Below are 24,210 nucleotides of genomic sequence, written 5' to 3'. Positions count from 1 at the left end.
GCCGAGTGTGAAACGCCTGTGGCCGGTCTCGTTGGCTCTGTTCGCTCTGGTCGTCACCGGCTGCGACGAGGGTGGGGGTGGGGAGGGCTCCTCGGCGTCCGCGCCTGCGATCTCGGCACCCGCGATCGTCGACGGCGGTCTCCGGGAGTCGCAACCCGAAGAGGCCGACCGCAAGGAGGTCGTCACCGGCTACCTCGAGATGGATGCCGGTGACCCCGTGGCAACGGGCCGCCGGGTCGTGACGGTCGTCGAGGAGGCCGGTGGGCGCGTCGACTCGCTCACCGAGCAACCCGAGGCGAGCAGCGTGCTCACGGTGCGGGTGCCCGCCGACCGGCTCGACGAGGTCGTCGACGAGATCCGTACGCTCGGCCGTGTCACGAGCCTGAGCACCACACGCGACGACGTGACGATGCAGTACACCGATCTCGAAGCCCGGGTGGGTGCGCTGCGGGCCTCGGTGGACCGCCTGCGCGCGTTGCTCGAGTCGTCGGCCGACGTCGAAGCGCTGATCGCCGCAGAGACCGCCCTGGCCGAACGACAGGCCGAACTCGACAGTCTCGAGGCGCAGCGACGGCAGCTGGGCGACCGGATCGAACTGTCCACGCTCACCGTCGACATCACCACCGATCGCCTCCCCTCCGAGCAGGACAGTTTCTGGGACGGGCTGGTCGCGGGATGGAACAGCCTGTGGGCCGCGCTGGGGGCCGCGGTGGTCGGTATCGGCGCCGCGATACCGTGGGTGGCGTTCCTGTTCGTGTGTGCAGGTGTCCTCTACCTGGTCATCCGGCTCATCACCCGACGGGGACGTTCGTCCGGAACCACCGGGACGCCCGATACCGAGAGGACCGACAGCGATGCGTGAGGTCGACCTGGCCGCACTCGAATCCGCGCTCACCGACGGGGCGACCGTCATCGACGTGCGTGAACGCGACGAATACGCCCAGGTGCGCGTACCCGGCGTCACGAACATCCCGCTCAGCGAGTTCGTCGCGCGGATCGACGAGATCCCCACCGAGGGCACCGTGTACGTCGTCTGCGCCGTGGGTGGCCGCAGCCTGCAGGCCGCGCAGTATCTCGCCGGTCGCGGTGTCGACGCCGTCTCCGTCGCGGGCGGCACCGACGGATGGGCCCGCTCGGGTCGTCCGGTGGAGAGCGGCGCCTAGACCGCTCCGGGGAAACCGTGCTGCCGCCACGCCTCGTAACAGGCGACGGCGGCGGCGTTCGACAGATTCAACGAACGCCGCCCGGGCAGCATGGGGATACGGATCTGCTCGGTGATGTGCGGGTCGGCGAGCGCCTCGGGCGACAGCCCTGTCGGTTCGGGTCCGAACAGCAGCACGTCGCCGGCCCGGTACTCGATCTCCGCGTAGCTCGACGTGCCGTGCGCGGTGAACGCGAACACCCGCTCGGGGGCCAGCGCCGCCCATGCGGCGTCGAGGCTGCTGTGCACGGTGACCGACGCGAGATCGTGGTAGTCGAGCCCCGCGCGGCGCAGTTTCGGCTCGGATAGGTCGAAACCGAGGGGCTCCACCAGGTGCAGTTCCGCGCCGGTCGCGGCGACCATGCGTATGGCATTGCCGGTGTTGGGGGGAATGCGCGGCTCGTGGAACATCACTCTGAACACAACGCAGGTTAACAAGTCGGCACTGTGTGTCCCGGCTCGCACGTCTCCCCGACCTGCCGCTGTGAGGTTTCCGAATCGTCGGTGTAACACACCGATCGGTACCGGCGACGTTCTGCGGAACGTATTCCTCAGAACGGATCGAGCATGAACCCTCCTGCCGGTTGGCATCCCGACCCCTACGACCCGTCCATCGATCGCTACTGGGACGGTCAGCAGTGGACGAACCAGACCAGGCCCAAGGGCAGCGGCGACCCCACGCAGGTGTTCGGGGCTGTCGGCCAGGGCGGCAATCCTCCTGCCGGAGGCGAACAGAAGCGGCGCAAGTGGCCGTGGGCGCTCGGCGCCGGCCTCGTCGGACTCGTGGCTCTCGGCGCCGCTGTCGGTGACGAGGAGCCGAAGACGGAAACCTCCTCGGTGGTGTCCACGACGAGCAGTTCGGTGGCGCCGACCACGACGACGGCGAAGCCCACCACGACGACGCCCCGGACGACCACACCGGCGCCCATCATGACCTCCGACTCGCCTGCCGTGGTGCCGTTGGTTCCCCAGGCCGGAACGACCGTCGTCGAAACGACGACGGAGTACACGCCGCCCGCGCCCGCATACACCCTGCCTGCGACGACGGAGTACACGCCGCCCCCGACGCCCGAGTACACCCCGCCGCCGGTCACGCAGTACACGCCCCCGCCGGCGCCTGCGTACACGCCGCCACCGGCTCCTGCCCAGCAATCGGGCGGAACTGTGCACGGCGGTTCGTTCTGTTCCACCCCAGGTGCCACCGGAGTTACGACCAAGGGGACTCCGATGGTGTGCGCTCCCGGCTCGGATGGCCGGGACCGTTGGCAGTCACCGAATTAGAACCACCCGTCGACGTCAGTGCACCGGCGCTCGGCGGATGCATTCTGCGCAGCCTGAGCGGAACCGGTGACAGGCCGGAAGCGCCCGTGATCGAGTGTCGAACGGATATGTCGCCCGCCGAATCCTTCGGTGGGCGATGTACCCGTGGACTCGAATTCCGCTGGAACCGAAAGGCGAACCCCGCCCGATGTCGCACGGCACCATCGAAACCCCGTACACCGCATCCGAGAACCGTTACGAGACGATTCCCTACCGGCGCTCGGGGCGGTCCGGCCTCGACCTGCCGGCCTTCTCGTTCGGGCTGTGGCAGAAGTTCGGCACCGACCATCCGTTCGAGACGCAGCGGGAGATCATCCTCCACGCCTTCGATCTGGGCATCACCCACTTCGACAACGCCGACCGGTACGGTCCGCCGCACCGCGCCGCACAGAAGAACTTCGGCCGGATCCTCGGCAAGGATCTCGCGCCCTACCGGGACGAGATCATCCTGTCGACGAAGGCCGGCAACCCGATCGGTCCCGGTCCCTACCAGAAGGGCGGGTCGCGCAAGTCGCTGTTGGGCTCGCTCGATCACAGCCTGCGTGATCTCGGCACCGACTACGTCGACATCTTCTACAGCCACAGTCCGGACCTGTCGACGCCGCTCGAGGAGACGGTCGGGGCACTCGTCTCCGCCGTCGAGCAGGGGAAGGCGCTCTACGTCGGCATCTCGAACTACCGGCCGGATCGTGCGCACGAGGCCGCGACACTTCTGCGGGAGGCCGGTGTCCCGCTGCTCGTCCACCAGCCGCGCTACTCGATCTTCGACCGGAGCATCGAGCAGAACGGTCTGCTCGACGCGGCCGAGCAGGGCGGCTTCGGGCTCGTCGTGTATTCGCCGCTCGCACAGGGACTTCTGACGGACAAGTATCTCGAGACCATCCCGGACGGCGCGCGAGCGGCGGACAGTGCGTTCCTCTCCCCGGACGTGATCGACGAGACCTACCGGCAGCGCGTCACCGAACTCGACAAACTCGCCCGGTCGCGTGGGCAGTCATTGGCCCAGTTGGCGCTGCAGTGGGTGCTCCGGCAACCGGCGGTGACCTCGGCGCTCGTCGGCGCGAGCTCGACCTGGCAGCTCGACCACAACTTCGAGGCCCTGAGCTTCCCGCCGCTCACCGACGACGAGCTCGCCGTCATCGACGAGTACGGCGTCCACGGCACCGGACTCGGTCTCTGACATGACCGCGGGTGCTTCGCCGGCGGTCGACGCCGTCGAGGTGGACGAGGACGTCCATCCGCTCGACGATCCGATCCGGCAGTCGCTGCGCGGAGTGCACGCACATTTCGCGCGGTGGTCGGGCCGGATCGGTGGATACCACCCCGACGTCGCGGGGCACATCGGGCACCCGACGGCGATGACGGACGACGACTGGGCGCACCTGGCCGCACTCGTGGGCCCGTCGGCCGAGGTGGCCGTGCGCGGACCGGGGCACACACCACCACCCGGCTGGGAGGTGCTCGGCTCGTTCGGGCTCGTCCAGATGGACGGGACGGGCCTGGTCGTCGAACCCGATCCGGAACTCGTGGTGCTCGGCCCCACCGATGTCCCGGAGATACTCGAACTCGTCGCCCGCACCCGGCCGGGACCGTACCTGCCGCGGACCGTCGAGATGGGCACCTATCCGGGTATCAGGGTGAACGGACGTCTCGTCGCGATGGCGGGGGAGCGGCTGCATCCGCCGGGATGGACCGAGATCAGCGCGGTGTGCACGGACGCCGATTTCCGGGGATGCGGATTCGGCACGCGCCTGGTCAAGGCTGTCGGTGCCGGTATCCGCGCACGCGGCGAGATCCCGTTCCTCCACGCGTCGGCCGCGAACACGACCGCGATCCGGCTCTACGAGAACCTGGGATTCACGCTGCGCAAACGATCCGTGCTGATCCGTGTGCGCACACCGTCGGCATAACCTCGGAACGCACGCTTTCGTTCACAGCCGTGGAACGCGCGCTTTCGTTCACAGCCGCGGGACGCGTGCTTTCATTCTCGTGTCGGGTCCGGTCCGGTCGACCTCGGGAGATGTCATGGAATCACCGGTAGGACGTACGTTTCGGCGGTGCGCAGCTTCTCGGAGCTGGTACGTGCCGTACCGGACGACCGCTGGGGCGGCCCGGGCCTGGGTGAATGGGATCTCCGAGCGCTGATCGGCCACACCTCGCGCTCGTTGACGACCGTCACGACCTATCTGGACGGTCCCGCCGACACCGAGGACCTCGCGAGCGCGGAGCAGTACTACGTCCACGTCAAGGAACCCACCTCGGTTCTCGGCGCGGAGGACATCGTCGAACGCGGACGTCGTGCCGGTGCCGACCTCGGCGACGACCCGGTGGCCACGATCGATGCTCTGTCGACCGCGGTGATCGAACGGCTCGGTGCCGGCGAGGACCGTCTGATCCGGGTGATCGGAGACAAGGGGATCCGTCTGCACTCCTATCTGCCGACGCGCACCTTCGAGCTCGCCGTCCACGGTCTCGACATCGCAGCTGCGGCGGACGTCCCCTTCACGCCTCCGGCCGACGTCCTCGAAGAAGCAACCCTGCTGGCCACGAGGATCGCGCTGGCACTCGGCGACGGCACGACCGTGCTGCGGGCATTGACCGGGCGGACGTCGCTACCGGACGGTTACTCCGTCGTGTGAGCGGAGACGTTCAGCGCAGCCGGGATCGGAGCATCCGATCCTCCAGCAGTGGAAGCACGGATGCCGGGGGAGGCAATCGTGCGATCTCATCGCGCAATCGCTCGGCACCGCGGCGAAGGGAGCCCGACGACAGCGCGTCGAGGGTGATCCTTCCGATCTCCGCCGAGGTTGCGGTGACGGGATCGACCGTGGTCCCTGCGCCCAGCGCGACCAGCCGTCGGGCGTTGAGTTCCTGATCCGCACCCATCGGAAGCGCGACGACCGGCACGCCGTGGGTGAGCGCACCGATGACGCTGCCCGAGCCGCCGTGGTTGACGACGACATCGACGTGCGGGAGCACCGCCGACTGCGGCACGAACCGTTCGATGCGGACGTTGCCACCCGGTGAGGGCAGGGTGGCCGGGGCGACGTCGCGGCCGACGGTGACGAGCACGCGCGCGGGTAGTCGGTGCAGTCCCCCGACGAGACGGCCGAAGAGATCACCGGACTCGGTGTTGAAGACGGTGCCCAGCGTGACGTACACGCGGTGAGATTCCTCGCCGCCGCGGAGCCAGTCGATCGCGGGGTGTCCGTGGGACGCGAGCGATGGGCCCGGCCCGATCGAGACGGCTGTGGCAGGCAGGGGGAAGTCGGGGTCACGGAACGACGGTGGGAACGGTGAGATCACGAGATCCTTTGTCAGGAAGGAGAATTCGGGATCCGAAGGGAGGCCGTGGGCGGCACGTAGTCGTCGTAGTGGCTCACGGATGCGGTCGATCCGGGTGAGCGCGCCGGACGCGATCACGTCGACCACCACGCGGGGCAGGGCGGCGTGTTCGGCCGCCGTCATCGCGCCGAAGTCCATCTCGTCGCGGACCATCAGATCCGGATGCCAACGGTCGACGACGTCGCGGACCGGACCGAATCGTCGCGACGCGAGAGCATCGGCGAAGTGGGTGCCGATCACCGAGTACTCGTGGTCGAGATCCGGAGGAACGAGCGTGCCGGTGGACCGACCGGAAACGAATGTCGTGTCTCCCTCGGGGAAGTACGCGTCGAAGCCTTCGGTGCCTGCGAGGACGTCCGCGTCGCCGCACACGCCGAGACGGTGACCGGCCTCGCGCAGGACGTCGGCGATCGGGAGCATCGGTGCGAGATGGCCGAGGCCGCCTGCGAACGAGAACAGGACACGACGCGCGGCCCGGTCTCGTTCGGTGCCGGTCGTCGATCCGGCTCGGTACGCCATGGCCGAATTACACCGCGTGAGGCTCGTGTTCGCGAACCGCCGATCGGGTGTGGTCCCGAGCGGTAACTGGTTCAATCGAGAGGCACGAGCAGCGGGCGACCCGGGAGAGAACCATCGCGATGACACGCCGACGCGGAATCCGACTGGCCGCGCGGGACGCGCTCCACATCTTCGTGGGGGACACCGACCCCGACGCTCCACCACCGACCATGGTGAGTTTCTACGTGTTCGACGCCCGGGCAGGTGAGGCTCCCATCCGTACCCGTGAGGATGCCGTCACGTGGATCGGGGACCGCCTGCATCGCACACCGGCGCTCACCCGACGCCTGCACCGCGTGCCGGCAGACCTCGACTTCCCCTACTGGGTGGAGACGGACGTCGATCCGGACGATCACGTCCGGTACGAGACGATCGGCCCGACCTCGCGCAGCGGGCTGCATCGGCTGCTCGCGTCGATGAAGGAACGCCGCCTCGATCTGTCCGTGCCGCCGTGGGAAGTGCACGTCCTGACCGACATCCGCGGGGTCGACGACCTTCCCGAGGTCGCGACGATCGTGGCGCTGCTCCTGCACCACTCGGTGACCGACGGACTCGGAGCCGTCGAGATCGCTCGTGCGCTGTTCGACGATCCTGCGGCCGCACCGTCGTCGGGTGGACGTGTCGTCGCCGTGCCGGGAACGGTCGGCGCGGCGGCAGCCCTGCCCTTCCGGTACGCGAGGATGCTCCCGGCCCTGGTCGCAACGCGTCGCGCTCGACGAGCGCTCGGTGACCTCACCGCCTCGGGGGAGATCGTCGCGCCCCGGCCCCAGCGTCCCCGGACCCGCTTCGACACCGATGCCGGTGGTCCCTGGCAGCTCGGCGTCGTCCGTATGCGGCTGCCGGAGGTACGTGCCGTCGCACGCGCCACGGATACCTCGGTGAACGACGTGATCCTGACGATCGTCTCGGGAGGACTGCGCTCCTACCTCGCGTCCTACGAGGAGATTCCGGCCGTCTCTCCGGCGGCGATCGTCCCGGGATCGATCCGGGACCGGGCGGGGGCGGAATCGGAGAACAAGGTCACGCTGATGTATGTCGACCTCCACATCGATCGCGCCGACCCGCGCGAACGACTCCACAGCGTCCACGAGTCCGCCGCCCTCGAGAAACAGCGCATCCGGCGTCCGGAGTCGGCTGCCTCCGCTGCCGCGGTGGATGCATCGCCCGCGTTCGACCTGGCGATGTCGATCCGCCGTGCGTACCGCGGGCGGGTGGGTCCCACGGGAGACGTGGTGCCGCTGGCCAACACCACCGTGACGAATGTGCCTCGTGGGCCGGTCGAGGGCCTCCGCTTCGGTGACAGTCCCGCCGTCGAGGCGATCGGTACTCCGATGCTCAACCGGAACTACGGTCTCGTCCACTCCGTGACCTCGCTCGGAGAGGTTCTCACCTTGTCTTTTCTGGTCTCGGACTCCTGCATGCCGGACCCCGAACAGTACGAGAGGTATCTCGCCGAAGCCTTCGCGGAACTGTCCCGGGACTGCCTGCCTCCGGGTGCTCGGACGGTTTCCGGTACCGGCCGCGATTCGACGGCGGACGGGCGCCTGGAAGAATGAGCGACGTGACTGCGACGATCCTGGACGGCAAAGCAACCCGCGACGAAATCTTCGAGGACCTGAAGGTCCGCGTGGATGCGCTGAAGGCCAAGGGCGTCACGCCCGGCCTCGGCACGATCCTCGTCGGCGACGATCCGGGATCCGCGGCCTATGTGCGCGGCAAGCACAACGACTGCGCGAAGGTCGGCATCACGTCGATCCGCAAGGATCTGCCCGCCGATATCACCCAGGAGCAGCTGTTCGAGGCGATCGACGAGCTCAACGCCGATCCCGCCTGCACCGGATACATCGTCCAGCTCCCGTTGCCGAAGCACCTCGACGAGAACGCGGCGCTCGAGCGCATGGATCCGGGTAAGGACGCCGACGGACTGCACCCGGTCAACCTCGGTCGTCTCGTGCTCGGCAAGGAGGCTCCGCTGCCCTGCACGCCGCGCGGCATCATCCATCTGCTGCGCCGCTACGACGTGGAGATCGCCGGCGCGCACGTGGTGGTCATCGGTCGTGGCGTCACCGTCGGTCGCCCGATCGGTCTGCTGCTGACCCGGCGTTCGGAGAACGCGACGGTCACCCTCTGCCACACCGGCACCCGCGACCTCGCTGCAGAGGTGCGTCGCGCCGACATCGTCGTTGCAGCCGCGGGCGTTCCCGGCCTGGTGACGGCGGACATGGTCAAGCCCGGCGCCGCGGTGCTGGACGTGGGTGTCTCCCGCACCGAGGACGGCCTGCGCGGCGACGTCGCCGCGGACGTGCGTGAGGTTGCGGGCTTCGTGTCCCCGAACCCCGGTGGCGTCGGGCCGCTGACCCGCGCCTTCCTGCTGACCAACGTCGTGGAGCGGGCCGAGCAGCTCGCGGCCCGATAAGCAGGTCGACGAACCCGGGAGACGACATGGCTCAGGCTCTGCGATTCACGCGTCTGAACCTGCCGCTGCTCGCGGTCACCCTGGTGATCGCGGCAGCGGTGATCCTGGTGATCGCCGACCGGTGGCGACGCGGAGCGTTCGTCTTCGGCGGCGCCACCATCCTCGCCGGACTGTTCCGCTGGGTGATCGACGAGGACAAGGTCGGTGTCCTCGCGGTGCGCGGCAAGACGTTCGACGTCGCCTCGATGATGGTCGTCGGCGGAATCGTGGTGGCACTCGCCGCGTCGATCGACCCGCTGGGAACCGACTAGCCCTCGGCGAGCTTCATCAGCTCGACGAGGAGCTTCGCCACCTCGTCGGCCTCGGTGAGGAATCCGTCGTGCCCGTCGCGGGAGACGAGCACACGCAGGTCGCCCGATCCTGGGAGCAGATCGGCGATCTCCTGCTGCAGGCGCAGTGGGTACAGCCGGTCGGAGTCGACGCCGGCGACGATCGTCGGGACCGGGGTGGACGCGAGTGCGGCCTCGACACCGCCGCGTCCGCGACCGACGTCGTGCCGGTTCATCACGTCGGACAACACCACGTACGTGCCGGGATCGAAGCGCGCCACGAGCTTGCGTGCCTGGTGCTCGAGATAGCTCTGCACGGCGTACCGGCCGCCGCGCCACGGGTCCTCGTCGTCCTGGGGGAGATTCCCGAAGCGCGTGTCGAGTTCGAATTCGGTCCGGTAGGTGAGGTGCGCGATGGTCCGGGCGATGGCGAGTCCGGCTTCGGGACGCCGCCCCGTGCCGTAGTAGTCGCCGCCCTGCCAGTCGGGATCGGCCGTGATGGCCGCCATCTGCGCGCTCTGGGTGCCGATCTGGTCGGCGGTCGCGCGGGCACCGGTGGCGAGGACGAGCGACGCCCGCACGCGCTCCGGGTACGCGATGATCCACTCGAGAGTGCGCATGCCGCCCATCGATCCGCCGGTCACGGCGGCGAGGACGTCGATGCCGAGCCTGTCGAGCAGCGCCACCTCGGCGGCCACCTGGTCGCGGACGGTGATCAGCGGAAAGCGGGATCCCCAGGCCTTGCCGTCGGGCGCCGTGCTGCCGGGGCCGGTGGTGCCGCGGCACCCGCCGAGGATGTTCGTCGAGACCACACACCAGCGGTCGGTGTCGATAGGAGCGCCCGGGCCGACCATGCCCGACCACCAGCCGGGCGAGGGATGGTCCGGTCCGGCGGGGCCGGTGACGTGCGAGTCGCCGGTGAGGGCGTGTTCGACGAGCACCACGTTGTCGCGGGCGGGGGACAGTTCGCCCCACCTCTGCACGGCGACGGTGACGTTCGGCAGCGTCTCGCCGCTCTCGAGCGCGAGATCGCCGATGTCGATGGTGTCGAGGCGTCCGTCCGCCGGGGGCAGTTCGACGCGACGCCGCTCGGTGCCCGCCGTCAAGAGGTGACCGCCTCGAGGCTCGCGGTGGGCTGGCAGCGCCGGCTGCGGATGTCGGTCATCGTGTCCTTCCGGCGGTGATGGGAGGTGTGATCGTGGCTTGCGTGCGACAGCACATCATCATCTCAGTCCTCCCGACAACAGGCTTGTCGGTGGGGTTCCACCGACCGTGTCATCACCCGGAGCACCCCACCCCGTCGGAGGGTTGCCGGCCAGCAAGCCGGGGCTTGACGCTGGCACTCATGACTTTCCCGGCAGTCTAGCGACTCTCCGTCGCAGGGTCTTATGCACCCTCTGAACATCGCTGACCAGCAGGAAAGTTACCGGTCGGTAGGGCGCGAGGGCGGGACGAGGCGCTTTGCGGACTTCACCAATAGCAGTACGCTTGTCATGTTTGGCCGGAGTCCAGGACGTGGACACGGCCATGCTCGCTGCTCGCGAGCCGACGGCGATCGCACCCACAAAGTGCGGTCGATTGGGGACCACAGAAACGTCCTAGGAGGACACGAAGCGCATATGTCCAAGATCAAGGTTGAGGGTAAGGTCGTCGAACTCGACGGCGACGAGATGACCCGCATCATCTGGCAGTTCATCAAAGACAAGCTGATCCACCCGTACCTGGACGTGGATCTCGAGTACTACGACCTCGGCGTGGAGAACCGCGACGCCACCGACGATCAGGTGACGGTCGACGCGGCGAACGCCATCAAGAAGTACAACGTCGGCGTCAAGTGCGCCACCATCACCCCCGACGAAGCGCGCGTCGAGGAGTTCGGTCTGAAGAAGATGTGGCGGTCGCCCAACGGCACCATCCGTAACATCCTCGGCGGCACCATCTTCCGCGCCCCCATCATCATCTCGAACGTGCCGCGCCTGGTGCCGGGCTGGACCAAGCCCGTCATCGTCGGCCGCCACGCGTTCGGCGACCAGTACCGCGCCACCGACTTCAAGGTCGACCGCCCGGGCACCGTCACCATCACCTTCACGCCCGAGGACGGCAGCGAGCCGATCCAGCACGAGGTCTGCCGGATCCCCGAGGACGGCGGCGTCGTGATGGGTATGTACAACTACAAGAAGTCCATCCAGGACTTCGCGCGCGCCTCGCTCTCGTACGGCCTGCAGCGCAACTACCCGGTCTACCTGTCGACCAAGAACACGATCCTGAAGGCCTACGACGGCATGTTCAAGGACGAGTTCCAGCGGATCTACGAGGAAGAGTTCAAGGCGGAGTTCGACGCCGCCGGTCTCACCTACGAGCACCGCCTCATCGACGACATGGTCGCATCGTCCCTCAAGTGGGAGGGCGGCTACGTCTGGGCCTGCAAGAACTACGACGGCGACGTCCAGTCCGACACCGTCGCGCAGGGCTACGGCTCGCTGGGCCTGATGACCTCCGTCCTGATGACCCCGGACGGCAAGACCGTCGAGGCGGAGGCCGCACACGGCACCGTCACCCGGCACTACCGTCAGCACCAGCAGGGCAAGCCGACGTCGACCAACCCGATCGCGTCGATCTTCGCCTGGACCCGTGGCCTCGAGCACCGCGGCAAGCTCGACAACACCCCCGAGGTCATCGAGTTCGCGCAGCAGCTCGAGGACGTCGTCATCAAGACCGTCGAAGCCGGTCAGATGACCAAGGACCTCGCACTGCTCGTCGGCCCCGAGCAGAGCTGGCTGACCACCGAGGAGTTCCTCGGCGCACTCGACGAGAATCTGCAGAAGGCTCGCGCCTGACCTTCCGCTCCGTTCTCGACAACACGACACGGGACGCCCGCACCGGGCGTCCCGTGTCGTGTTTCCCGAGCACTCCCGGCACCGGTTACCGTTTCGTGTACCACTGTCAGTCGCATCACCGTAGGTCCGGGAGGAGGGACGGCCGTGACCACCACTGCCACCGACTCCGAAGCCCGCGGTGGAGCGCACGCCCGCCGGCGGTTCTGGACCCGGGTATGGATGCTGATGTTCGGCTCGGCGCTGGCCTATCTGCCGGTCGCCCTCGCCCCCAACCTGATCCACGCGGTCGCCCGCCGTACCGACGAACTGGCCTACGACCGGTCCACGCCGGTGCGCAGCGGCGTACTCACCACCCTCACGATGGGTGAGGCCGCCGCCGTCCTCGGTGTGCTCGCCGCCCTCGTCATCGCGCTCAATCTCATCGCGTGGTCGCTCGGACCGGCCATCACCGCCGAGGGCTCGTCCCGGTCGACCGAGGCGCTGCGCCTCGAACACCTCGAACTGTGCGGGTCGGTGTTCGGCGTCGGGGCGACGATGACCTTCGTCGCCGCGCTGCTCGACGGCCTTCCGCACTCCGTGGATCTGGCGGCGCTGCTGCTGTTCCCGGCGGTCTTCGTGATCGTGGTGCTCAGCCAGGATCTGTTCCTCGCGACCCAGCGCGGTGTCGGTGCCCGTCGTCGTCTGCGCCGGGAGGCGTCACTGCTGCGCCGCCGCGAACTGCTCGCCACGGCGGCGAGGCTGCGCCCCGCCGACTCACGGGCCGCGGGGCACCCCTTCGCGGCGCTCGCCGTCGAACTCGCTCTCCTGGCCGTCGTCACGGTGGCGACAGGGCTCCTGATGGTCGTGGTGTTCGACGACGAGTCGGGTTCCGGACCGCTGCCGGACTCCTCGGACGTCGTCTTCGTCGTGGTCATGTCCGCGATCACGATGTTCACGGCCGCCGTCCTCGTGCTGTGGACGGTCCGGTGCTGGTTGCTCCGTCGATACGTCGGTGCCGTCCTGGCCGCGGCGCTGGGCGGCACCCTCTACGTCGTGGTCGGCGCAGGAATCGTATGGGCGGCGCTCGACGAGGATGCCGTCGCCGAGGCGATCGCCTCCGCCGCCGTGCTGTACGCCTGGATAATCCTGCCGGCCGCTGTCCTGCTCCTCGGCACCGTCGGGTTCGGCCGTCACGGTCGCTTCCCGGGTGTCACCGCCGCCCTGCGCGCCGCTGTGCTGCGCGAGCGGTACCGGGTGCGGCGTGCCGAGGTCGACGGTGGCCGGAGGGACGGTCGAGCGGAGGGTTCCGTCCCGCCGCTCCGTCATCTGATCGTGCGGGCGCGCACCGTCGCCCGCGCCGCCCCGGCGGACCGGACATGACGACGGGGACGCCCCCTCGGAGGACGTCCCCGTCGATCCACTCGTCTACCGGTGTGCGCCCACCGGATCGCGGTGCGGTGCGCCCTGCCGCTCCGTCTGCTCGGTCAGCAGATGGCCGAACAGACCGCCGGCGCGCAGCCACTCCCACTCCAGGGGAGTGTCGATCCGGCAGAGTGCCGTGCCCTGCCACACGATCTCGCCCGCACGGCGGACCCGGACGGTGATCTCGGTGGTCGACCCGAGATCGGCCAGTCCGAGCAGGTCGATCTCCTCGCTGCCGTCGAAGGTCTCCGGGGCGGGGCCCTGCCACTGGATCGGCAGGACACCCATCGCGACCAGGTTGGTGCGGTGGATGCGTTCGAAGCTACGGGCGAGGACCGCGCGGATGCCGAGCAGCCGCGTGACCTTCGCGGCCCAGTCCCGCGCCGACCCGGCGCCGTACAGTTCACCGGCGACCACCACGACCGGGGTGCCCTGCCGGCGGTGGTACTCGGCCGCTTCGTGGACGGGCACCGGCTCCTCGCCGGGTGCCGTGCGCGTCCAGCCGCCCTGCTTCTCGGGCACGAGCAGGTTCGCGAGGCGGGTGTTGGCGAAGCCGCCGCGGATCATGACGTCGTGGTTGAGCCGCCGGGAGCTGAAGGTGCCCAGTGCCCGGTCGCCCACACCGCGCTCGCGGAGCCAGCGACCCGCCGCGGAGTCGGGCAGGACCCGTGCGACCGGCGAGATGTGGTCGGTGGTGACCGCATCGCCGAGGACCAGCAGGGGCCGCGCGGTCAGATCGCCGGTGAGGGTGGGCGACGTCAGTTCCGGATCGGTGAAGGGCGGGCGACGGATGCTGCCGGCCTCCCCGTCCCAGCGGTAGTGCTCACCGCGCGGGTACTCGAGTTCCTGCCAGCGCGTGGTGGTCAACTCCCGGTGAGCGTCACGCCCGAGCGCGGCGGCCTCGTGCTCGGCCAGCATCGCGTCGATCTCCTCGTCGGAGGGCCACAGGTCGGCGAGGGTGACGTCGGTGCCGTCCTCGGCGCGCCCGATCGGGTCGCGCGTCACGTCGATCCGGACGTTGCCCGCGAGGGCGTAGGCCACGACCATCGCCGGGGAGGCGAGGTAGGCGTGCGCGATCGCCGGGTGGATGCGTCCGGTGAAGTTGCGGTTGCCCGACAGCACCGCCGCGAGCGCGGTGTCCTTCGTCCGGTCCGACTCGGACAGGGCCGGGCTGAGCGGCCCGGAATTGCCCATGCACGTGCCGCATCCGAATCCCGCGACCTGGAAGCCGAGCCGGTCGAGGTGATCCTGCAGACCCGCCGAGGCCAGCAGGTCGGCGGCGGCCCGCGAGCCGGGCGTGAACGACGTCTTCGTCCAGCCCGGTGGACGCAGACCGGCCGCGACGGCGTTGCGCGCCAGCAACCCCGCCGCGACCAGCGACCGGGGATTGGAGGTGTTGGTGCAGCTGGTGATCGCAGCGATCGCGATGTCGCCATCGAGCGGTCCGCTCTCGCCGCGGGAGGTCGGGACCTCGGAGGGCGACAGGGCATCGTGCGGTCGGGACGGACCGGCGAGGGTGGTGGTGATGCTCGCGAGGTCGATCGACAGGCCGGTCTCGAACCGTGGTGCCGGGCTGCTCGGGGTGCGGAACAGTCCCTGGGCTCGCAGGTACTGCTCGGCGAGGTGGACACGCTCGGGGGAGCGGCCCGTCGCGGCCAGGTACTCGATCGTCCGGCGATCGGCCGGGAACCAGGCCATCGTCGCGCCGTATTCGGGTGCCATGTTGGCGACGGTCGCGCGGTCGGGCACCGACAGTGCCTCCAGGCCGGGACCGTGGAACTCGACGACGGCGCCGACCACATTCAGTGCGCGCAGTTTCTCGGCGAGGGTGAGGGCGAGATCGGAGGCGAACACCCCGGGTGCGAGACGTCCGGTGAGTTCGATGCCGACGACGCGGGGCACGCGGATCATGACGGCCTGCCCGAGGGCCGCGGCGGTGGCCTCGATGCCGCCGACGCCCCAGCCGGTGACGCCGAGCGCGTTGATCATCGTGGTGTGCGAGTCGGTGCCGACCAGGCTGTCCAGCGCTGCGACGTGCCGGCCCCCGGATTCGGTGGCGGTCACGACCGGCGCGAGGACCTCGAGGTTCAGCTGGTGACAGATCCCGAGCCCCGGCGGCACGACCCGAAGGCCCGGAAGCCGGTCCTGCGCCCAGCGCAGGAAACGGTACCGATCGCGGTGACGCTCGTACTCCAGATCGATGTTGCGAAGTGCCGCTTCCGGATTCGCGTACTCATCCACCTCGAGTGCGTGATCGACGACCAGGTCGAGGGGCAACGCGGGTTCGAGCGCGGACGTGTCCAACCCCTCGGCCCGGGCGCGTTCGAGCAGGGTGATCATGTCGGCCAGTACCGGGATCCCGGAGGCGTCCTGGAACAGCACACGACCCGGGAAGAACGGGATCGCGGCCGTCTCGTCGCGGCGGGTGACGGCGTGGACGTGCTCGGGCAGCGCCTGCGGATGACCCTGGTGACGCAGGATCCCTTCGACGAGCGTCTTCAGCGACCACGGCAGGTCGGCGATCGGCCCGGCACCGTGTGCTTCGGCCTCGGCCAGGCTGTAGTAGTGCAGGGGAGCGCCGGCCTCGTCCGAGACCGGCAGAGCGGTCAGGGAGCGGAAGGGATCGGTCGTCATACTGCGCCTTCTTCCCGGAAACGGGTGATCTGCTCGGCGCTGAAGCCGATCTCGCGGAGGATCTCGTCGGTGTGCTCTCCGAGCGTCGGCGGCGGAGTATCGGGACGGACCGACTCACCGTCGACGTGCGTGGGCAGACCGAGGACCTGGACCGTGCCGGAGCCGGCTGCCACGTCCAGTTCGGAGATCAACCCGCGGTGGCGGATCTGATCGGAGCGCAGCGCCTCCGACACCGGAGCGACGGGCGCGGCGGGAACGCCGGTGTCGAGCAGGATCTCGTCCCACTCGGCCGCGGTCCTCTCCTTGAGGGAGATCTCGAGTTCGTCGCGCAGGATCTCGCGGTTGCGCTTGCGGTCCTCGCGGGTGACGAAACGGGGGTCGGTGACGAGTTCCTCGCGGCCGAGCACCTTGCACAGGATCTCGTACTGTTCCTGCTTGTTCGCCGCGATGTTCAGGACTCCGTCGGCCGTGCGGAACGCACCCGACGGCGCCGAGGTCATGTTCTCGTTGCCCATCGGCACCGGTTCCTTGCCGGTCACCAGATGGTTCGAGACCACCCAGCCCATCGACGTGATGGCCGCGTCGAGCATCGAGGTGTCCAGGTACGCGCCCTGCCCGGTCTGTCGCTGGCGGACGATGGCGGCGCACACGGTCATGGCCGCGGCCATACCGCCGAAGCTGTCGCAGACGGGATAGCCGACGCGCAGCGGCGCGGATTCGGTGTCGCCGGTGACGCTCATGATGCCGGACAGTCCCTGGACCACCTGGTCGTAGGCGGGTCGGCTGCTCATCGGGCCGGTGGCGCCGAATCCGGAGACCGCGCAGTAGATCAGGCGGGGATTGAGCTCGTGCAGACGTTCCCAGTCGAAGCCGAGGCGGGCGAGCACGCCCGGACGGAAGTTCTCGAGGAGCACGTCGGCGTCCGCGAGCAACTGCTCGAAGACCTTCTTGCCGCCCTCGGTCTTGAGGTTGACCGTGACCGAGCGCTTGTCGGCGTTCTGGGCGAGGAAGGACACGCCCATGTATTCGGCGCTCAGGTCGGGATCGGCGCCGAGCTGACGGGCCAGGTCGCCGCTTCCGGCGGTCTCGACCTTGATCACATCCGCGCCGAGCAGGGCCAATTGGTAGCCCGCGAAGGGTCCGGCCAGGACGTTGGTCATATCGAGGACGCGCACGCCCTCCAGAAGGTTGGTGGTCACAGGAAGGCCTCCACGGTTCCGAGCCCGGCAGCACTGATCTGCCGGGCGGTGTCGGTTACGGCATCGACGTAGGCGGCGACCCGGTCGGCGGTGAAGCGCGACGTGGGGCCACTGATCGACAGGGCTGCGATGACACGGCCGTCGGCGGACAGGATCGGCGCGGCGACCGCGGAAGCGCCCAGCTCCCGATCGCCGTGGGTGATGGCGTAACCCGCCTCCCGTGCTCCGGCGGCCTCGGTCCTCAGGTCCGCCGTGCTGGTGGTGCCCTCCTGCTCGGCGAGCGCTTCGAGAACGTTGTCCGGACAGCCACCGAGCAGGATCCGGCCGGCGGCGCCGACGACGAGCGGGTACTGAGCACCCACCTGGACGACGCTGCGGACCGTCGTCGTGCCCTCGACCTGAGCGACGGAGACGCGGTGCAGGTCCTGTCGGATGTAGATGTTGACGGTCTCTCCGCATCGATCGCGCAGTTCCGTCATCGATCGCCGTGCCTCGGCGCCGATCTCCCACATCGCGTCGGCCAGACCGATCCAGCGAAGGAAGGCGGGGCCGACGCTGTAGGTCGTCGAATCGCCTCGGGTGGCGACGATCCCTTGCGTGGTGAGGGTGCCCAGCAGGCGCACCACCGTCGACTTGGGGAGCCCGGTGATCTCGACGAGTTCGCGCAGCGTCCGGATCGGGTGCTCGGCGTCGAATGCGTTGAGCAGATCGAACGCGCGAGCGACGCTCCGCACGCCGCCGTCGGCTCCGGTGACCGTCGATGCCTGTGTCATGTGAGTCACTCTAGGTCCGTAGAACGGTTTCAACAATCCGCAGAATGGATCTATGCAGCATTTCAGCTGGAAGTGCATTCGTCCGTTCCGCTGTATGAGAGAACGTGGTGAATTCGTTCCGTCCCGTGGAACGACCGGTCGTGGGGTGGACCACCCTCGCGGGAGGCCCCTCCCACAGGGAAGCCGTTGCGTCGCGGGTGTCGGCTACGGTGACCCGGTGCCTCTCGTGATCACCACCGTGAACGTCAACGGCGTGCGCGCAGCCGCAGCCAAGGGTCTCGTCGACTGGCTGGCCTCGTCGGCCGCCGACATCGTGTGCCTGCAGGAGGTGCGGGCCACCGAGAAGCAGTTCCACGCTGCGATCGCCCCTGCACTCGAGGCCGGATGGCACTGCGTCGGCGCGGAGTCCTCGGCCAAGGGCCGCGCCGGGGTGGCGATCCTCTCACGTGTACCGGCGGACGCGGTCCGCGTCGGATTCGACGTCGACGAGTTCGCGTCGGCCGGCCGCTACATCGAGGCCGACTTCGGCGACGTGACGGTGGGAAGCCTCTACCTTCCGACCGGTGAGGCGCAGACGCCGAAGCAGGACGAGAAGGAACACTTCATGAAGAGCTTCGCGACCTATCTCGCCGAGCGGTACGCCGCGGTGACGGCCGCAGGTCGCGACATGGTGGTATGCGGCGACTGGAACATCGCCCCCACCGAGCGGGACATCAAGAACTGGAAGGGCAACGTCAAGAAGTCCGGCTTCCTGCCGGAGGAGCGCGCCTGGGTCGGCGACCTGCTCGACGCGGGCTGGCGCGACGTGGTGCGCGACCTCCACGGAGACGTCGCCGGTCCCTATTCGTGGTGGTCGTACCGCGGCAAGGCATTCGACACCGACGCCGGCTGGCGCATCGACTACCACCTCGTGACCCCGGGCCTGGCGGCCCGCGCGACCGAGGCCCGCGTCGAACGCGCAGCGAGCTACGACCGGCGCTGGTCCGACCATGCACCGGTGACGGTGGCCTTCGATCGCTGACCGCTTCTGCGGATCGCCCGGAAGTGCCCACCTCGGTCGCAGTGCGGTGGGGCCTGCGTGGAATCATCGACGGCATGTCGAGCACTGCAGAACAGAACGCCACGAAGCCGAAGGCCCGCCCCCGTGTGCTGTCCGGCATCCAGCCCACCTCGGATTCGTTCCACCTCGGGAACTTCCTCGGGGCGCTGGCGCAGTGGGTTCCGGCGCAGGACGAGAACGACGCCTTCTACTTCATCCCCGACCTGCACGCGATCACCGTTCCGCACGAGCCGAAGCTGCTCCGCAAGCGTGTGCTCGTCTCCGTGGCGCAGCTGCTCGCAATCGGTATCGATCCGGAGAAGTCCGTCCTGTTCGTGCAGAGCCAGGTGCCCGAGCACGCCGAGCTCGCCTGGGTCCTGAGCTGCATCACCGGTTTCGGTGAGGCCAGCCGGATGACACAGTTCAAGGACAAGTCCGCCAAGCAGGGCACCGAGCACGCCGGCGTCGGCCTGTTCACCTATCCGATCCTCATGGCCGCCGACATCCTGCTCTACCGCGCGAGCCACGTGCCGGTGGGGGAGGACCAGCGTCAGCACCTCGAGTTGACGCGAGATCTCGCGCAGCGCTTCAACTCCCGCTTCGGCAAGACCTTCGTCGTCCCCGAGCCGACGATCGTGAAGGAGACCGCGAAGATCTACGACCTGCAGGATCCGACGTCGAAGATGAGCAAGTCCGCGGCGACCGACGCGGGCCTGATCAACCTCCTCGACGATCCGAAGGTCTCGGCGAAGAAGATCCGCTCCGCGGTGACCGACAACGAGCGCGAGATCCGTTTCGACCGCGAGAACAAGCCCGGGGTCTCGAACCTGCTCACGATCCAGTCGGCTCTGTCGGGCCGCAGTATCGACGAGCTCGTCGCCGGCTACGAGGGCAAGGGCTACGGCGACCTGAAGGCCGACACCGCAGAGGTTCTCACCGAGTTCGTCACGCCGATCCGCACCAAGGTCGACGAGTACCTGGCCGACCCGGCCGAACTGAACCGCATTCTCTCGGGCGGCGCGGACCGCGCTCGCGAGGTCGCATCCCGCACCTTGGCGCAGGTCTATGACAAGGTGGGTTTCCTGCCGCGGACCTAGACGAAGGAGCACCCGGATGGCTGGCGAACCCGACGAGAAGCCGGGATTTCTCGAGCGTCAACGCGCGGCCCATCCGGTGCTCGACCGCATCCTCCGGGCCGGGGTGCGGTATCAGGAGAACAAAGGCGATTACTACGCGGCCGGTCTGACCTTCTTCACGGTGCTGGCCATCGTCCCGATCATCATGGTCGTATTCTCGCTGGCCGGCTTCGTGCTCGCCGGTCGCCCCGAGCTGCTCGACCAGATCCGGCAGATCATCTCCGAGAACATCCCCGGTCAGCTCGGTGGCACCGTCCAGAGCCTGATCGACTCGGCGATCGAATCCCGCGGCGCGGTAGGTCTCATCGGTCTGCTCACCGCCTCGTATGCGGGCCTGGGCTGGATCACGAATCTTCGTGAAGCACTCACCGCCATGTGGGAGCACCCGCGCGACAAGGGCAACTTCTTCGTGGTCAAGCTGCGCGACGGCGGCGCGCTCGTCAGTCTCGGGCTCGCGATGACAGTGTCGTTGGGGCTCTCGGCGCTGAGCAGCGGGCCGATCGCGCGCAGAATCGTCGAGCTGCTCAACATGGAGAACCTCGTCGGCATCGGCGTGGTTCTGCGGATCCTGGCACTGATCACGGCCACGGCCGCGACCGCCCTGGTGTTCACCTGGGTGATCGCGCGCCTGCCCCGCGAACCGGTCCCGTTCCGCAGCGCGATCGTCGCAGGTGTGATCGCCGGGATCGGTTTCGAACTGCTCAAGCAGACCGGTTCGATCTATCTCGAACGGGTGCTCAACGGGCCGGCGGGCGTCGCCTTCGGGCCCATTCTCGGCATTCTCGTGTTCGGTAATCTCACGGCTCGTCTTGTGCTCTTCTGCACCGCGTTCGCAGCGACGTCCCGCGCGAGCCTCGCACTCGCACACCATCCCGCGCCCACGGGAGCTGTCATCACTCCGCGTCTCGAGGTGCACGAAGGTTTCGACGCGCGCCGCGGGGCCGTACTCCTCGGAGCGGGTCTGCTCGGGGGGCTCCTCGCCGGGTTGCGATTCCGGAGGAAATGAACGAACTCCCGGGGTGAAAACCCGGTTCGGGGGTGCCGATCGTGCCGCGGACGGGCGACGATGGAGGCGTGGCAAAACAGACGCGCTCCGCCGCGCCCCGACGCTCGTTCCAGGTGACTCCGCGCAGAGTTCTCGCGGCCGTCCTGGTCCTGCTCGCCGCGCTGTTCGTCCTCCAGAACCGCAAGAGCACGAGCATCGACCTCTTCTGGATCTCGCTGCAGGCACCGTTGTGGCTGGTGCTCGTCGTCATCTTCGCGGTCGGGTGGGTCGCGGGCTTCCTGTTCGCACGCGGACGCTGATCCGATCGTCTCGGTTCGGGTTCACCCGCGCGCGGAATCCTGCTCCATCGACTGCCGGGCCTGTTCCTCGATGAAGTTCGGGACGACACGTAGTGAGAACAGCGGAGTGAGGACAGCGGAGTGAGCACAGACGACGGCAGGCCCGTCCCCGAAGGGGCGGGCCTGCCGTCGTGCGAGGTGATCAGCGAGCGAACATGAGCGCGCGCTTGACCTCCTGGATCGCCTTCGTCACCTGGATGCCACGGGGGCACGCGTCGGTGCAGTTGAAGGTGGTGCGGCAGCGCCACACGCCTTCCTTGTCGTTGAGGATGTCCAGACGCTCGGCGGTACCCTCGTCACGCGAATCGAAGATGAACCGGTGCGCGTTGACGATCGCGGCGGGGCCGAAGTAGCTGCCGTCGCTCCAGTACACCGGGCACGAGGTGGTGCAGCACGCGCACAGGATGCACTTGGTGGTGTCGTCGAACCGGGCACGGTCGGCCTGCGACTGGATGCGCTCGCGGGTCGGCTCGTTGCCGGAGGCGATGAGGAACGGCTTCACGGCGCGGTAGGCGTCGAAGAAGGGCTCCATGTCGACGACGAGGTCCTTCTCGACCGGAAGGCCACGGATCGGCTCGATCGTGATCGTGACGTCCTTGCCGTTCTTGTCCAGCAGGTCCTTCATGAGGATCTTGCAGGCGAGACGGTTGACGCCGTTGACACGCATCGCGTCCGAGCCGCACACGCCGTGGGCGCAGCTGCGACGGAAGGTGAGCGTGCCGTCGAGGTAACCCTTGACGTAGCCCAACAGGTTGAGCAGACGGTCGGACGGCAGCGCCGGCACCTGGAACGAATCCCAGTGCTGACCCTTGTCGTCCTCCGGGTTGAACCGAGCGATCTTGAGGGTGACCATCGTCGCGCCCTCGGGCACGGGAGGCAGTGACGACGCGCCCGTGTCGGTCTTCTCGATGGTTGTCATCAGTACTTACGCTCCATGGGCTCGTACCGGGTCTGGACCACCGGCTTGTAGTCCAGGCGAATGTCGGAGATCAGTTCCTCGCCCACCTTGTACGCCATGGTGTGCTTGAGGAAGTTCTCGTCGTCGCGCTTCGGGTAGTCCTCGCGGGCGTGGCCGCCGCGCGATTCCTTGCGGTTCAGCGCGCCGACGACGGTGACCTCGGCCATCTCGAGGAGGAAACCGAGCTCCAGCGCTTCGAGCAGGTCGCTGTTGTAGCGCTTGCCCTTGTCGTGGACGGTGATCTCCTTGTAGCGCTTCTTCAGCGCGTGGATGTCGTTGAGCGCCTGCGTCAACGTCTCCTCGGTGCGGAACACCGACGCGTTGTTGTCCATCGTCTGCTGCAGCTCGGTGCGGATGTCGGCCACCCGCTCCTTGCCGCCCTGGTGCAGGATCAGGTCGAGCCACTCGTCGACGTACTTCGTCGGCTCGTCCGGCATCTCGACGTGCTTCGTGCTGTTGGCGTACTCCGCGGCGGCGATGCCGGCGCGACGACCGAAGACGTTGATGTCGAGCAGCGAGTTGGTGCCGAGACGGTTGGCGCCGTGGACGGACACGCATGCGCACTCGCCGGCCGCGTACAGGCCGGGCACGACGTTCTCGTTGTCGCGGAGGACCTCGCCGTCGACGTTGGTCGGGATACCGCCCATGACGTAGTGGCAGGTCGGGAACACCGGCACGAGCTCGGTGACAGGGTCGACACCGAGGTAGGTGCGGGAGAACTCCGTGATGTCGGGGAGCTTCTCCTCGAGGACGTCCTCGCCGAGGTGGGTCACGTCGATGTAGACGTAGTCCTTGTTCGGTCCGGCGCCGCGACCCTCGAGCACCTCGAGCACCATCGAGCGGGCGACGATGTCGCGGGGCGCGAGGTCCTTGATGGTGGGGGCGTAGCGCTCCATGAACCGCTCGCCGTCGGCGTTGCGGAGGATGCCGCCCTCACCACGCACGGCTTCCGAGATGAGGATGCCGAGACCGGCCAGGCCCGTCGGGTGGAACTGGTGGAACTCCATGTCCTCGAGCGGCAGGCCCTTGCGGAAGATGATGCCGAGGCCGTCACCGGTGAGGGTGTGGGCGTTCGACGTCGTCTTGTACATACGGCCCGAGCCGCCCGTCGCGAAGACGATGGCCTTGGCGTGGAAGACGTGGATCTCGCCGGTCGCGAGCTCGTACGCGATGACACCCGTCGCGACGGGACCGTTCTCGGTCTCGGTGAGGGTGATGTCGAGCGCGTAGAACTCGTTGAAGAACTCGACGTCGTGCTTGACGCAGTTCTGGTAGAGCGTCTGCAGAATCATGTGGCCGGTGCGGTCGGCGGCGTAGCACGCGCGACGGACCGGGGCCTTACCGTGGTCGCGGGTGTGACCACCGAAGCGACGCTGATCGATCTTGCCCTCGGGCGTCCGGTTGAACGGAAGACCCATCTTCTCGAGGTCGAGAACGGCGTCGATGGCCTCCTTGGCCATGATCTCCGCAGCGTCCTGGTCGACCAGGTAGTCGCCACCCTTGACGGTGTCGAAGGTGTGCCACTCCCAGTTGTCCTCTTCGACGTTCGCGAGGGCGGCGCACATGCCACCCTGAGCGGCGCCGGTGTGGCTGCGGGTGGGGTAGAGCTTCGTGAGCACTGCGGTGCGCGCACGCGGGCCGGCTTCGATGGCCGCGCGCATGCCGGCGCCGCCGGCGCCGACGATGACTACGTCGTAACGATGTTCCTGCATGAAGGTTC

Annotated in this window: 23 protein-coding genes and 1 riboswitch; of the genes, 15 read left to right on the top strand and 8 right to left on the bottom strand. The window is 68.4% G+C overall.

What is annotated here, in order from left to right; all coding sequences use genetic code 11:
- Nucleotides 1–7: 7 nt before the first annotated feature.
- Nucleotides 8–862, top strand: coding sequence for a DUF4349 domain-containing protein (locus U9J23_RS16835; RefSeq protein ID WP_059382342.1), 855 nt, complete (start codon nt 8–10; stop codon nt 860–862).
- On the top strand, nt 855–1,163 hold the full coding sequence (locus tag U9J23_RS16830; RefSeq protein ID WP_016692855.1) for a rhodanese-like domain-containing protein: 309 nt from the start codon (nt 855–857) through the stop codon (nt 1,161–1,163). Before U9J23_RS16835 ends, U9J23_RS16830 begins: the two co-directional genes overlap by 8 nt.
- Here U9J23_RS16830 and U9J23_RS16825 read toward each other — a convergent pair.
- Nucleotides 1,160–1,624, bottom strand: a complete 465-nt coding sequence (locus U9J23_RS16825) for a tRNA (cytidine(34)-2'-O)-methyltransferase (RefSeq protein ID WP_326598960.1) — start codon at nt 1,622–1,624, stop codon at nt 1,160–1,162. The genes U9J23_RS16830 and U9J23_RS16825 overlap by 4 nt on opposite strands.
- Nucleotides 1,625–1,768: 144 nt before the next feature.
- Between U9J23_RS16825 and U9J23_RS16820 the strand changes: the two genes are divergently transcribed.
- The 4 genes from U9J23_RS16820 (at nt 1,769) to U9J23_RS16805 (ending at nt 5,160) form a co-directional block, all read left to right on the top strand.
- The gene (locus U9J23_RS16820; RefSeq protein WP_080968243.1) at nt 1,769–2,482 is read left to right on the top strand and encodes a DUF2510 domain-containing protein; all 714 of its coding nucleotides are present in this window, start codon (nt 1,769–1,771) and stop codon (nt 2,480–2,482) included.
- Between the two features lie 187 nt (nt 2,483–2,669).
- Nucleotides 2,670–3,701, top strand: a complete 1,032-nt coding sequence (locus U9J23_RS16815) for an aldo/keto reductase (protein ID WP_059382339.1) — start codon at nt 2,670–2,672, stop codon at nt 3,699–3,701.
- Nucleotide 3,702: 1 nt separating this feature from the next.
- Nucleotides 3,703–4,431, top strand: coding sequence for a GNAT family N-acetyltransferase (locus U9J23_RS16810; protein ID WP_085470035.1), 729 nt, complete (start codon nt 3,703–3,705; stop codon nt 4,429–4,431).
- A 147-nt stretch (nt 4,432–4,578) separates the two neighbouring features.
- The gene (locus U9J23_RS16805; protein WP_326598957.1) at nt 4,579–5,160 is read left to right on the top strand and encodes a maleylpyruvate isomerase N-terminal domain-containing protein; all 582 of its coding nucleotides are present in this window, start codon (nt 4,579–4,581) and stop codon (nt 5,158–5,160) included.
- A 10-nt stretch (nt 5,161–5,170) separates the two neighbouring features.
- On the opposite strand, the gene U9J23_RS16800 is transcribed toward U9J23_RS16805, so the two are convergent.
- A complete protein-coding gene (locus U9J23_RS16800; RefSeq protein ID WP_326598955.1) occupies nt 5,171–6,385 on the bottom strand; it encodes a glycosyltransferase in 1,215 nt (404 codons plus the stop codon).
- Between the two features lie 119 nt (nt 6,386–6,504).
- On the opposite strand from U9J23_RS16800, the gene U9J23_RS16795 reads away from it, so the two are divergent.
- From U9J23_RS16795 to U9J23_RS16785, 3 genes are read left to right on the top strand one after another with little or no spacing between them, the layout of a single operon-like run.
- A complete protein-coding gene (locus tag U9J23_RS16795; protein ID WP_272267150.1) occupies nt 6,505–7,980 on the top strand; it encodes a wax ester/triacylglycerol synthase domain-containing protein in 1,476 nt (491 codons plus the stop codon).
- Between the two features lie 5 nt (nt 7,981–7,985).
- A complete protein-coding gene (locus U9J23_RS16790; RefSeq protein WP_179161825.1) occupies nt 7,986–8,840 on the top strand; it encodes a bifunctional methylenetetrahydrofolate dehydrogenase/methenyltetrahydrofolate cyclohydrolase in 855 nt (284 codons plus the stop codon).
- A gap of 26 nt (nt 8,841–8,866) precedes the next feature.
- Nucleotides 8,867–9,151 (top strand): DUF3017 domain-containing protein, encoded by a 285-nt coding sequence (locus U9J23_RS16785; protein ID WP_059382334.1) that lies wholly within the window; start codon nt 8,867–8,869, stop codon nt 9,149–9,151.
- On the opposite strand, the gene metX is transcribed toward U9J23_RS16785, so the two are convergent.
- Nucleotides 9,148–10,275: a homoserine O-acetyltransferase MetX gene (metX, locus tag U9J23_RS16780; protein WP_085470033.1), complete on the bottom strand. Its 1,128-nt coding sequence runs from the start codon at nt 10,273–10,275 to the stop codon at nt 9,148–9,150. The genes U9J23_RS16785 and metX overlap by 4 nt on opposite strands.
- Nucleotides 10,276–10,409: 134 nt before the next feature.
- A riboswitch (SAM riboswitch) is annotated at nt 10,410–10,520 on the bottom strand.
- A gap of 268 nt (nt 10,521–10,788) precedes the next feature.
- Between metX and U9J23_RS16775 the strand changes: the two genes are divergently transcribed.
- Both U9J23_RS16775 and U9J23_RS16770 read left to right on the top strand, forming a co-directional pair.
- Nucleotides 10,789–12,006 (top strand): NADP-dependent isocitrate dehydrogenase, encoded by a 1,218-nt coding sequence (locus U9J23_RS16775; RefSeq protein ID WP_059382332.1) that lies wholly within the window; start codon nt 10,789–10,791, stop codon nt 12,004–12,006.
- A 144-nt stretch (nt 12,007–12,150) separates the two neighbouring features.
- Nucleotides 12,151–13,365, top strand: coding sequence for a hypothetical protein (locus tag U9J23_RS16770; protein ID WP_059382331.1), 1,215 nt, complete (start codon nt 12,151–12,153; stop codon nt 13,363–13,365).
- 45 nt (nt 13,366–13,410) lie between these two features.
- Here U9J23_RS16770 and U9J23_RS16765 read toward each other — a convergent pair whose 3' ends face one another.
- The 3 genes from U9J23_RS16765 to U9J23_RS16755 are packed head-to-tail and all read right to left on the bottom strand — an operon-like array spanning nt 13,411 to nt 18,013.
- Nucleotides 13,411–16,041 carry an aconitate hydratase gene (locus U9J23_RS16765; protein ID WP_085470031.1) on the bottom strand — a complete coding sequence of 877 codons (2,631 nt, stop codon included), beginning with the start codon at nt 16,039–16,041 and terminating at the stop codon, nt 13,411–13,413.
- Entirely contained in the window at nt 16,038–17,240 is a 1,203-nt protein-coding gene (locus tag U9J23_RS16760) for a CaiB/BaiF CoA transferase family protein (RefSeq protein ID WP_085470030.1), read from the bottom strand. The genes U9J23_RS16765 and U9J23_RS16760 overlap by 4 nt, the downstream gene beginning before the upstream one ends.
- Nucleotides 17,237–18,013, bottom strand: a complete 777-nt coding sequence (locus U9J23_RS16755; RefSeq protein WP_059382328.1) for an IclR family transcriptional regulator — start codon at nt 18,011–18,013, stop codon at nt 17,237–17,239. Before U9J23_RS16755 ends, U9J23_RS16760 begins: the two co-directional genes overlap by 4 nt.
- A gap of 217 nt (nt 18,014–18,230) precedes the next feature.
- On the opposite strand from U9J23_RS16755, the gene U9J23_RS16750 reads away from it, so the two are divergent.
- The 4 genes from U9J23_RS16750 to U9J23_RS16735 all read left to right on the top strand — a co-directional run bounded on the left by U9J23_RS16750 (nt 18,231) and on the right by U9J23_RS16735 (nt 21,493).
- Entirely contained in the window at nt 18,231–19,034 is an 804-nt protein-coding gene (locus U9J23_RS16750; RefSeq protein WP_059382327.1) for an exodeoxyribonuclease III, read from the top strand.
- Between the two features lie 74 nt (nt 19,035–19,108).
- Entirely contained in the window at nt 19,109–20,149 is a 1,041-nt protein-coding gene (gene trpS, locus U9J23_RS16745) for a tryptophan--tRNA ligase (RefSeq protein WP_059382398.1), read from the top strand.
- Nucleotides 20,150–20,165: 16 nt separating this feature from the next.
- A complete protein-coding gene (locus U9J23_RS16740) occupies nt 20,166–21,194 on the top strand; it encodes a YhjD/YihY/BrkB family envelope integrity protein (RefSeq protein WP_059382326.1) in 1,029 nt (342 codons plus the stop codon).
- Between the two features lie 68 nt (nt 21,195–21,262).
- On the top strand, nt 21,263–21,493 hold the full coding sequence (locus U9J23_RS16735) for a LapA family protein (protein WP_085470065.1): 231 nt from the start codon (nt 21,263–21,265) through the stop codon (nt 21,491–21,493).
- Nucleotides 21,494–21,674: 181 nt separating this feature from the next.
- Here the strand turns inward: U9J23_RS16735 and U9J23_RS16730 are convergent, their stop codons facing one another.
- Complete coding sequence (locus U9J23_RS16730) at nt 21,675–22,451, bottom strand: succinate dehydrogenase iron-sulfur subunit (RefSeq protein ID WP_059382325.1); 777 nt, start codon at nt 22,449–22,451, stop codon at nt 21,675–21,677.
- Entirely contained in the window at nt 22,451–24,202 is a 1,752-nt protein-coding gene (sdhA, locus tag U9J23_RS16725; RefSeq protein ID WP_059382324.1) for a succinate dehydrogenase flavoprotein subunit, read from the bottom strand. Before sdhA ends, U9J23_RS16730 begins: the two co-directional genes overlap by 1 nt.
- Nucleotides 24,203–24,210: the final 8 nt, after the last annotated feature.

Origin of the sequence: Rhodococcus sp. PD04, from assembly GCF_035918275.1 — a bacterium.
Lineage (GTDB): Bacteria > Actinomycetota > Actinomycetes > Mycobacteriales > Mycobacteriaceae > Rhodococcus > Rhodococcus rhodochrous.
The sequence above is the reverse complement of the archived record's forward strand: the minus strand, read 5'-3'. Positions and strand labels throughout refer to the sequence as shown.

Coding starts and splice junctions, on each gene's coding strand:
- U9J23_RS16830 (WP_016692855.1), top strand. CDS start 855: ATGCGTGAGGTCGACCTGGCCGCACTCGAATCCGCGCTCACCGACGGG.
- U9J23_RS16815 (WP_059382339.1), top strand. CDS start 2,670: ATGTCGCACGGCACCATCGAAACCCCGTACACCGCATCCGAGAACCGT.
- sdhA (WP_059382324.1), bottom strand. CDS start 24,202: ATGCAGGAACATCGTTACGACGTAGTCATCGTCGGCGCCGGCGGCGCC.
- U9J23_RS16785 (WP_059382334.1), top strand. CDS start 8,867: ATGGCTCAGGCTCTGCGATTCACGCGTCTGAACCTGCCGCTGCTCGCG.
- U9J23_RS16775 (WP_059382332.1), top strand. CDS start 10,789: ATGTCCAAGATCAAGGTTGAGGGTAAGGTCGTCGAACTCGACGGCGAC.
- U9J23_RS16795 (WP_272267150.1), top strand. CDS start 6,505: ATGACACGCCGACGCGGAATCCGACTGGCCGCGCGGGACGCGCTCCAC.
- trpS (WP_059382398.1), top strand. CDS start 19,109: ATGTCGAGCACTGCAGAACAGAACGCCACGAAGCCGAAGGCCCGCCCC.
- U9J23_RS16820 (WP_080968243.1), top strand. CDS start 1,769: ATGAACCCTCCTGCCGGTTGGCATCCCGACCCCTACGACCCGTCCATC.
- U9J23_RS16810 (WP_085470035.1), top strand. CDS start 3,703: ATGACCGCGGGTGCTTCGCCGGCGGTCGACGCCGTCGAGGTGGACGAG.
- U9J23_RS16740 (WP_059382326.1), top strand. CDS start 20,166: ATGGCTGGCGAACCCGACGAGAAGCCGGGATTTCTCGAGCGTCAACGC.
- U9J23_RS16755 (WP_059382328.1), bottom strand. CDS start 18,013: ATGACACAGGCATCGACGGTCACCGGAGCCGACGGCGGCGTGCGGAGC.
- U9J23_RS16730 (WP_059382325.1), bottom strand. CDS start 22,451: ATGACAACCATCGAGAAGACCGACACGGGCGCGTCGTCACTGCCTCCC.
- U9J23_RS16765 (WP_085470031.1), bottom strand. CDS start 16,041: ATGACGACCGATCCCTTCCGCTCCCTGACCGCTCTGCCGGTCTCGGAC.
- U9J23_RS16800 (WP_326598955.1), bottom strand. CDS start 6,385: ATGGCGTACCGAGCCGGATCGACGACCGGCACCGAACGAGACCGGGCC.